9 protein-coding genes are annotated in these 8,274 nt (G+C 66.7%); 3 read left to right on the top strand and 6 right to left on the bottom strand.

The genetic code is table 11. The features are described from left to right. Nucleotides 1–461 precede the first annotated feature (461 nt). Both VGI62_RS05980 and VGI62_RS05975 read left to right on the top strand, forming a co-directional pair. Complete coding sequence (locus VGI62_RS05980) at nt 462–899, top strand: DUF4118 domain-containing protein (protein ID WP_331503488.1); 438 nt, start codon at nt 462–464, stop codon at nt 897–899. A gap of 310 nt (nt 900–1,209) precedes the next feature. Beyond that, entirely contained in the window at nt 1,210–1,494 is a 285-nt protein-coding gene (locus VGI62_RS05975) for a hypothetical protein (protein ID WP_331503487.1), read from the top strand. A gap of 22 nt (nt 1,495–1,516) precedes the next feature. Here VGI62_RS05975 and VGI62_RS05970 read toward each other — a convergent pair whose 3' ends face one another. From VGI62_RS05970 to VGI62_RS05945, 6 genes are all read right to left on the bottom strand, one after another. Next, the gene (locus tag VGI62_RS05970; RefSeq protein WP_331503486.1) at nt 1,517–2,422 is read right to left on the bottom strand and encodes a spore coat U domain-containing protein; all 906 of its coding nucleotides are present in this window, start codon (nt 2,420–2,422) and stop codon (nt 1,517–1,519) included. Further along, entirely contained in the window at nt 2,401–4,815 is a 2,415-nt protein-coding gene (locus VGI62_RS05965; protein WP_331503489.1) for a fimbria/pilus outer membrane usher protein, read from the bottom strand. The genes VGI62_RS05970 and VGI62_RS05965 overlap by 22 nt, the downstream gene beginning before the upstream one ends. Continuing rightward, nucleotides 4,802–5,563: a fimbrial biogenesis chaperone gene (locus VGI62_RS05960; RefSeq protein WP_331503485.1), complete on the bottom strand. Its 762-nt coding sequence runs from the start codon at nt 5,561–5,563 to the stop codon at nt 4,802–4,804. The genes VGI62_RS05965 and VGI62_RS05960 overlap by 14 nt, the downstream gene beginning before the upstream one ends. An 18-nt stretch (nt 5,564–5,581) precedes the next feature. Next, nucleotides 5,582–6,082 (bottom strand): spore coat U domain-containing protein, encoded by a 501-nt coding sequence (locus VGI62_RS05955; RefSeq protein ID WP_331503484.1) that lies wholly within the window; start codon nt 6,080–6,082, stop codon nt 5,582–5,584. A gap of 413 nt (nt 6,083–6,495) precedes the next feature. Next, the gene (locus VGI62_RS05950) at nt 6,496–7,380 is read right to left on the bottom strand and encodes a hypothetical protein (protein ID WP_331503483.1); all 885 of its coding nucleotides are present in this window, start codon (nt 7,378–7,380) and stop codon (nt 6,496–6,498) included. Further along, nucleotides 7,377–7,829, bottom strand: a complete 453-nt coding sequence (locus VGI62_RS05945) for a nuclear transport factor 2 family protein (protein WP_331503482.1) — start codon at nt 7,827–7,829, stop codon at nt 7,377–7,379. The genes VGI62_RS05950 and VGI62_RS05945 overlap by 4 nt, the downstream gene beginning before the upstream one ends. A gap of 17 nt (nt 7,830–7,846) precedes the next feature. Between VGI62_RS05945 and VGI62_RS05940 the strand changes: the two genes are divergently transcribed. Then, on the top strand, nt 7,847–8,274 hold a 428-nt coding region (locus tag VGI62_RS05940), incomplete at its 3' end, for a helix-turn-helix domain-containing protein (RefSeq protein ID WP_331503481.1).

Genomic DNA, 8,274 nt, shown 5'->3' with positions numbered 1-8,274 from the left:
TGTCGAAGGTCAGCGTGCCGCCGCTGATGGTGAGGCCGCCCACGGCCACGGGCGCCGGTGGTGCGTTGACCCCGACGTTCAACGAGCTGATGTGGGTGACGCCGCTCGTCTGCGCCAGCGAGCCGCCGATGAGAAAGGCGTCGCCGTTGCTGATCGTCGCGCCACTGATATCGAGCACGCCGCTTCCGACCTTGGCGAACGTGCCCTGGTTCGCATCCGACGCGAGGCCCTGGTTGAGGATGGAGCCGCTGAAGACGGTGTTGGTGCCCTAGCCGCACCGGTCCCGACCAACCCCCGCCGCGACAGTTCGTCCATCGGCGTCGGATGACGTCAGATGCGAATCAGATGTCGCGATATGAAAAACCGCGTTCGCCGATTGGCGTAACGTCGTTTGCAGACGCGGAGACCTAATTCCGCACTCGGTTTTGAGCGACCCGCTACCCGTCGAAAGGACCCAAGCCATGCCTATGCCTCACGTGCAGCTCGTCAAGGCGCGACTTCTCGCGTCCCCGGCCAGCACGCCTCTAGCTTTTTTCTGGGCGGCCGCGGCGGCGATGACGCCAACTCTGATCCGGGCGTCGCTGGACGGGTTGGTCGCGGACACCACCTTTCCGACCTATTTCCCGTTTGTCCTTCTGGCCGCGATCTTTCTCGGCTGGCGCCCCGCGATGTTCACGGCGGCCCTCTCGGCGCTCGCCGCCAACTACCTGTTCATGGGCCCGCCGCACGAACTCTTCGCGACGGTGCAGGACACTGCGGGAACACTCGTTTTCCTGACTTCCGCCATCGCCATAATCTTCGCCACCGAGACGGTAAGAAGCGCCCACCTGGCAGCGAACCTGGACCGCAGGCTGCTGGGCCTCGCGCGATCCGCTGCCGGGCCCATGCCGAGAAGCTAAGGCTTCCTGATCGGCGCGGTTCTGTCACTCGGTTGCGGGCGGGTTGCGATCTGGGCCATCGCCCGGCTACTCGCCTGACGGCCCGCTCAACACCCACCGCGCCGTACTTTGGCGAGCCTTCTCCGACGTTCCGAAGGGTCAGCCGGCAGCCGTCAGGTCCGAATCCTAGGAAGCCCGAGGACGGCTCGACCGCGCCGGAGACGTCACGGGCCCATCAACGGAGCGCCCTTCCACCGGCTTTGGCCATCCGTTAACGGGCAGGCTGTTAGCTACCGGACTTGGGGATAGTGCGGGTGTGACGGGGGATTCGGTGAAGACGTGCAGGGCCTGGCCGCCGCTGGCGGCGATCACCGCTATGGCGAGCGGTTTCGGACATCCGGCCTCGGCGACTACGCGGACAACCTCGTTCAACGTCACCGCCACGGTGGCGGCGACCTGCAGGATTGCGCCGGCGCTCAAGGCGGGTTCGACGCCGTCGCCGTTGATTTGTCAGCCGCCCATTGGTGCGCCGCGGACCATCGTCGCTCCCCCGCCGCGGGTCATGGTGGCCCGAGACCCGAAGACCGGCGCGCTGGTCCAGACCATCGAGTTCTGACGGGCCGGGCCGCGGCGGCGACTCAGAAGAAAAGGGTCGCCGTGATCGTATCTTGGTAAGTACCGGGGGCGGCGGGCTGCGACGCCGGCACGCGACCGAAGACCGTAACGGACTGCCCGACGCCCGTCCCAGTGGCGGACACGGTGTCCGTTCCAACTGTGTTACCCCAGTTGGTCGTCCGACTGGAGTCGCTGAACAGACCGTAACTGAGTAGTCCGCCCCCTGAGCGGGTCATCTTTCGGGTGGTCACACTCGCGCCGGCCGACACGCCCTGATTGAGCCCCACGTTGTAGGAGGTGCCGGAAGAGCAGGTGGCCAGGAGCGTCACCGCGCTATCTATCTGCGGGCCCCTGTAGGCTCCGAAATTCAGGCTGTTCGCGGAGATCGTGCAAACGGCCTGGGCGCTTTCAGTGACGTCGAACGTGGTTGTGGCGGCGCAGGGAGTGCCGCCCGTGCACGTCAGATTTGCGACAATGGTGTCAATATAACTTCCACTTGGTGGAAGAATAGGTTGTAAAGGCAATTTCGCAAATACTGTAACGTTTATGTCTAAGGCGTTTGGAGGAACGACGTTAAGTACGCCGGTATTAACTACGGTGCCCGCGGTGCCGTCCCCCCAAATCTGACTAAAAGCCGAATCCGTGTAGAGATTATACGAAATACTGCTGCCGCTTCCTCTCATCGTGCGCGACGCGAAAGTTCCAGAGCCAGCACTCAACTGGAGTGAGTAGTTGGCAGTCCCGTTTCCGGTGCAGTGGATGGTAATCTGGCCCGCTACCGTCACCGGTGACCCCGAAAACGATCCGAAAACGATGGGCACCGCGGAAAGGGTGCACGCTGCAGCGGCATGGCCGGACGCCGGCGTGATGAGGAGCAGTACGAACGTGATAAGGCCGAAGGCTGGCGCTACCGATCGCTTCTTCTGCATGTCAGTGGTCCAATCTTCGGGATCTCGCCGGGCGCAGGCGTGTAGTGGAAGTCCGCGACGCAGCGCCCGTCATTCGGCATTTGCACGACCACCCGGTTCTGCTCGCTAAGGTTCTCGACGAAGGCTTGGCCGTCGTAACCGATCGACACGCTGACCCCCGTCGCCTGCAGCGTCGCGGCGCTGCCGACTGCGAGCGGGTGGCCGGACTCGTCGATCAGCACGAGCAACGCCGAGCGCGTCTTCCTGATTGGAAACTTCACCACGACGCCGGAACGGTCCGGCGGCCGCACGTCGAGCTGGGTGTAAGGAACCTGGGCGTCGATCGGCACGTCGCCGGGATCGATTGAGAGGTGATTGACGTCCCAGGCGCGCAGGTCCGGGACCAAGCGTCGGCCTCGGGCGTCCGTGTGTCCGGCGTCGCGGTTTTCGAATTGCACATCTACGCCGGCGACGCCGCCCGTGTCGACGACCGCAAAGCTGTCGTAGATGGGGTTTGAGGCGAAGAGCGCGTTGTCCGCAATCGTCAGCGCGCCCTGCAGGTCGACGCGGCCTGTCGTATGGCCGCCCACGGAGTCCACCCCGCCGGACACCAAGGCCCAGGGCGCCTTGTACTGTCCGAGGGCGAAGCCGTGCGCCGGCTGGCCGCCGGCCGCATAGAGCTGATAGCCCCAGTCGCCGATCGAGACGACCGACTGCTGCGCCTGCAGTTGGGGATAGGCGACCGATCCGGAATTGGCGACGACGCTCGCCGCGGCCGAGCTTCGCGGACCCAGCCGCACGGTCAGACCGATGGTCGCCCCGCCGCCGCCCCCGCGGGCGAAATCGTGGAACCCGGTTGCGTAGAGGAAGACGCCGCCCACCTGGACGGAGTAGTTGGCAGTCAAGACACGTGCGCTTGTAAAGTTGGCAACGCCGCTCTCGGGGAGTTGGGGCCCCGGCGTGGTGGTCTGCGGCAGCACGGCGCCGACCAGAGCCGTGAGCGGACGGCGTTCGATCTCGGTGTAGGAGAGGCCGAGCGCGCCCAAGCGTTTGAGTGTCAGGCCCAGGTTTGCGCTGATTTGACGCTCGGGGACCGGATCGCCGTTCCGCGCCGCCAGGTCGCTGAAATGCGGCGTCGCGAACAGCGCCGCCGCGCCGAAACTGAACACCGGGGCGATCCGTTCCACGCCGAGCGAGACACTGGCGCCGTTGCCGCCCAGGCCGCTGCCGCCCGCCACCGCCACGTCAGCCACGGCGAGATCGAAGAGGTCGGCCGCCAGACCCGCCCCGGCCATCGCCAGGCCCGGCGCGCCCTCGGCGTGGGCCTCTACCGTGAGCGTCGAACTGAGCCCGGCGCGGTAGGTGGCCGAGGCGGCGGCTTCGCCATAGTCGTTGCTGCGCAGGCCCCAGTTGCGCCGCACGGCTCCCGCCTCGACCGACCAAGTCCGAAGTCCCGGCGCCAGGAGGCGGGCGCTGCTGTAGAATGGCAGCACAGTCGTCACCTGCTGGCCGACGGCGTTGGTCACGGTCATCACGACGCTGCCGGCCCCCGTCACAAACGGCAGTTGCGGCGCCTGGAAGGGGCCTGCCGGGACGGGCCGTGAGAGCGCCTGCACGCCGTTGACCAGCACGTCGACCGTCGACGGCGCAGCGGCCGTCCCGGCGACGATCGGAAGGGGAAAGGTGACCAGGTCCGGCCGCATGGAGAAGTCTTGGCTGACTTGCGCGCCACCCATGCGCACCGGGCGCGTCCAGGATAATCCGCCGCTCACGAAGTCGCCGAATCGATAGCGGCGCTGGCTGGCGAAGTCCGAGTACACGTAAGTTGAATCGAGGCGGATCGCCTCGTCCATTGCGCTGCCTGCCGGGCGAAGCCCGGCGTGGGCCAGGAAGGTGGTCGACGCCACGCCCCAGGGCGAGAAGGCCCGCAGGTCGAAGAGCCCGCTGGCCGTGTCGGCATGATCTCCAAATGCGCCGGAGACGTCGTAGTTGAGGGTGATCCCAGTGCCGCTCTGCAGTGGCGCCTCCGGGACTGGCCGGCCGACCGCTGTCAGGAGGTGCGGCGTGAGAAGATCCTGCGGTATCGTCAGGAACAGCATCTGCGTCGCCCGGTCCAGCCGCACCGCCACGCCGGGGATCGCCGAGAGGATGACCAAGCCGTCGAGCGTCTGCGGCGCGGATGGCGGCACGCGCAGGCCCAGCGACGTCAGCTCCTCACGCCGGCTGAGGGTAGCGCCGTCACGCAGGACGAACTCCCCAATCATGTTGGTCGGCGCTTCGTTGATCACCACCTCCAGCTGGAGGACCTCGTCCCCAGCCCGCGCGCAGGTTGCGGCGCAGCCGCAGAGGACAAGGGCGATCAGGCCAAGGGCTAGCCGAACGAACGGCGCGAGCCATGATTCACGGGTCGGCACGTTCAACCGTGACCACCTGGTCTATGGCGCCGGTGTCTGCGCGCGCCGTCAACCGATAGTCCTCGCCCGGGCGCGGCGTGGGGCTGCCCCGCGCCAGGGGCCAGCGGCGCGTGGCCCCAGCCAGGATGTAGGGTGAAAGGCCGCGCCCGACTTCTGCCCGCCGACCATCCGGGGCCGTCAGGACCATGTCGCGGACCACCTGGCGACGGTCGCCGTCGTTGGCGGCCACCAGCGCAGCGCCCCCTTCCGTCGCTTCCAGCCGCCACCGCGCATGGGGTGCGGCGCGTCCCTGCGGTTCGGCGAATACCGGGATCGAGACGCGCAGACTGAAACCCACCACACCCGCTTCGGGCGGCGGCGGGATCTGATCGACGATGATCCGATAGGCCGCTTCGCGCGCGCCGGCCGACCGGCGCAGCACCAGCCGCACCACCTGCCGCCCGTGCGCAGGGACGACGCCGAGCGGCGGGCTGACCGCCAGCAGGTCCGTCTCGGCCAGGGTGTCGGGGCCCTGCGGCTGCCCCCATGCGTAGGGGCGCGCCTGAAACGGCAGGTCTCGATCGCCGTCGTTCTGCAGGGTAAGCACGGCGGCCAGCTGCCCGGGCGGGAATTCGATCGTCACGGGGAATATCGTGATCCCCTGGGCGAAATCCTCTGCTTCGCCCGGCCCGCCCGCTGCGGCGAGCAGCGCGCCCAAGGCCACGACCTGCCCGGCGAATCGCCGGCAATAGGGGCGGCCGGGTTTCAACGGACGCTCCCGCGATCTTTAGAAGTTCAGCGTGACGGTGATGGTGTCCGAGTAGCTGCCGGGGCTGACGTTCTGCCCGCCAGGGATCCGGCCAAACACGGTGACCGTCTGGGCGAACCCGGTGCCGACGCCATGCACCGTGTCAGTAGGTACGGTGTTGCCCCAGTTAGTCGTGCGCCCCGTGTCTTGGAACAGTGAATAGCCAAGGCCGGCCGGGTCGGTTCCGGCCATCCTGCGCGTGGTGACGGTGGCGCCCGTGAAGGTCCCTTGGTTCAGGCCAATGTCATACGGAACGGTGACTGAGCAAGTGGCCAGGAGCGTCACCGTGTTGTCGATTTGCTGGCCTGCGTAGGCCCCGAAATTCAAGTTGTTGGCGCTGACCGCGCAGGCGGTCTGCACGGAGGCGGTGACCGTGAAAGTGGCGGTGGTTGTGGCGGCTCGCGCGAGGGAAAAGCTGAAGATGGACGCGCCGAGCCCCATGCCGGCCAGCAGGACTCTCGCTCTCGATGGATGCATCATGGGATGCGCGCTCCACGTTGACGGGGCGCAGCTTTCACTTCGCCCGTGGGAGAGCCTATCGGGTGAAACCCGCTCTCGCAGCGGCCAGCCGCCCCGCTGTCGACGCCTAGCTCTTATGTTCGCAGTCAACTCGATGGGGCGTGAGCGGTCCTTCCGCGCGCGCTGACGGCGGACAGTAGCGGCGTAGCTGTTGCGCAAAGTCGGAGGCAGGACTTCAAGACGACGGTTCAACAGGCTCTTATGCGCGGGTTGGATACCGTGTGATCGTCTGGGGCTGCCTCTCTCTAGTTTCGGGCGTCGACGTGGCCCGGCCACATAGCTAGGACGAGGGTTCCCCGACCAGAGCCCTGCCCCCGAGTTTGCGCAGCCGCGGATCGTTTGGGGTCTCCTTTTTGCCGTCGTGATCGGGACGCTCAGGTTTGCGCGAGGGGGGCTGACCTGCTGCCCGATCGCCCAGGGCCAGAGCGCCCGGGGCCTCGTTTCCAGGCGTCGGCGTTGGCGTCGGCAAATGCCTGGAACCTTATTGGAGACCTGCCCGTCAGTGTTCTGAAACCCTCTGCCGTCCGATCTTGCGCGCCATGAGCGATGGTCTGGTAGGCCGCGGCCAGGAACATCGCGTTCCCTTCAGGCAGGCCGCGGCGCACAAACCTCTCGGCCATCGCCGCGGTCGAGATTTGCGTGTGCGAAATCCGACGACCACAGGCCTGGCCGATCAATTCGGCGACGCGGTCGTAGGAGATCGACTCCTCGCCGGTAAGGGTGAAGTCACTGTTGAGGGCGCCTGGCGCCGTCAGCGCGGCAAACGCGGCATGTGCGATGTCGAGCGTGCTGATGAACGGGACTCGCCCCGTACCCGTGTTGGAATAGATGGTGTCCTCGTCACGGATCGAGGCGAGAAAAGGACCCTCGCTGAAGTTCTGCATGAAGGCGCTCGGGCACAGGACGGCCCAATCCTCGCTGTTGTCCTGCAGCCATTGATGCACCTGTCCCAGGCCCGGGCCGCCGGCGGGAAGCGAGGCCATGCTCAGCAATACGAAGCGGTGGGCGCCCTTGCCCATCGCCGATTGCACGAACGCCACCATCCGTGAGTGGGCATCGTCCACGCCGGGCGGCGCCACCAGGTAGACCGACGTGGCGCCCTCCAGGGCAGCATCCCAGGTCTCGGGCCGGGACCAGTCGAACGGTGTCTCGCCGTGGCGTGAGGCGGCCCGATAGGCCACTCCCGTCTGCTCAAGAATCGACACCAAAGACCTGCCGGTCTTGCCCGTCGCCCCGGTCACCAACACCAGGTCGCTCACGCGACGCCTCCGCCGAGGATGAAGGCGTCGACGACCGCCGAGCCCAGCTGGGCCTTGAGCCCCTGGATCGGGTTCCAGTAGTCCTTGAAGTGCACCATCTTGCCGCCGCGCGCGCGGATCACCGAGATGTAGCGCTGCTCGTAGGGCTCCCCGGTCTTCGCCGAGCGGCCGTGCCCGTCAAACTCCAGGATCACCACCTCGGGATCGGTGGTCTCGTGCACCACGAGGTTGCCGGCGGAATCGACACTCACGCCCTCGCCGACCTTCACCAGGTGGTCCAGCACCGCGGCGCGCCCTTCAACCCGCGTGGGCATGCCTGGACGCGCGAAGGGGAACTCCATGACGAAGTTGTCGGAGATCATCTCGACGAAGTTTGTCGCCGCCGGGTCGATGCGGTCGCCCAGAGCGCCCATCAGCATATCGATGACGGTTGGCTTGGTGTCGGGCACAGGCTAAATCTCCATCGATGGAACAGGATCGTCTCGACGAGATAGATCAGAGCACGATGGAACGCAACGGTTCCGTCGCGACGGACGCTATGACGGCGAACGCCCCCCGGCTGAGCGGCGCGGCCTTGAAGCGGCCGCAGATCACCGACGCCCTGGCGCAGACCTTTTTCGAGGAATGGGCGCGGGTCGGCTACTCTGCGCTCAGCCTTGATGCTGTGGCCCGCAAGGCAGGCGTGGGCAAGGCCGCCCTCTATCGTCGCTGGCGCTCCAAGGCCGACATGTCCAGCGACCTCGTCAAGCAACTCTCGGCCACGGCGATCGTACTGAGCGATCCCGGCGACCAGGGGTCTCTCGAGGCCGACCTCTACGCCGCCCTCCTTGCCGTCCGACGTATCCTGCGCCACCCGCTGGTCCGCAGCATTTTGCCCGACCTATATACTGCGAT

The organism is Phenylobacterium sp. (assembly GCF_036495085.1).
Classification (GTDB): domain Bacteria; phylum Pseudomonadota; class Alphaproteobacteria; order Caulobacterales; family Caulobacteraceae; genus Phenylobacterium.
Note: the sequence above shows the minus strand (reverse complement) of the source record. Positions and strands in the feature narration are given on the sequence as shown.